Source organism: Martelella sp. HB161492, from assembly GCF_013184775.1.
In the GTDB taxonomy this organism is placed as follows: Bacteria; Pseudomonadota; Alphaproteobacteria; order Rhizobiales; family Rhizobiaceae; genus Martelella.
On record NZ_JAATVV010000050.1, the window covers coordinates 1 to 567 of the forward strand.

Genomic DNA, 567 nt, shown 5'->3' on the forward strand with positions numbered 1-567 from the left:
ACCGCCGCCATGACTGTCTTCATCGAAAAGGGCTTCGCCCGGGCGACGACCACCGATATCGCCACGCGGGCGGGCATGTCGAAGCGCGATCTCTATCGCCTGTTTGCCGACAAGACGGAGCTGTTCACCCAGGCCATTCTGTCCCGGCGTCACCTCATTCTGGACCTGCCGCGCGACGATGCTGACGATCTGCCGCCGCTCGAGGCATTGCGACATATCTTCCGGCTTGATCTCGATGACCGGGAGGCGGCCGAGCGCGATGCGCTGATGAACCTGATCGCGCGCGAAAGCCTTCAGGTGCCCGAGCTCAACGCCCTGCTTTATGACACCGGGATCATCCGCTCGCGCGAACTGCTCATTGACTGGCTGGAGATACAGATGGCGCGTGGGATTCTCCCGCGCAGCGATACGGCCTGCCTTGCCGGGCTGCTGATGGATGTGGTGTTCGGGGCATTGCTGCCCCGCCGGCACAGGAAAGCGCCACCGGATCGCACGCATCAGCGGCAGGAGATCCTGGCCCGGATCAATATCGTCCTCACAGGGCTTAGCCATCTCGATCATGCTGAC

General features: G+C 63.0%; 1 protein-coding gene. It reads left to right on the forward strand.

Annotated elements, in window-relative coordinates; all coding sequences use genetic code 11:
• Nucleotides 1-567, forward strand: a 567-nt coding sequence (locus HCK86_RS23915) for a TetR/AcrR family transcriptional regulator (RefSeq protein ID WP_176087000.1), incomplete at both ends; no start/stop codon positions are given.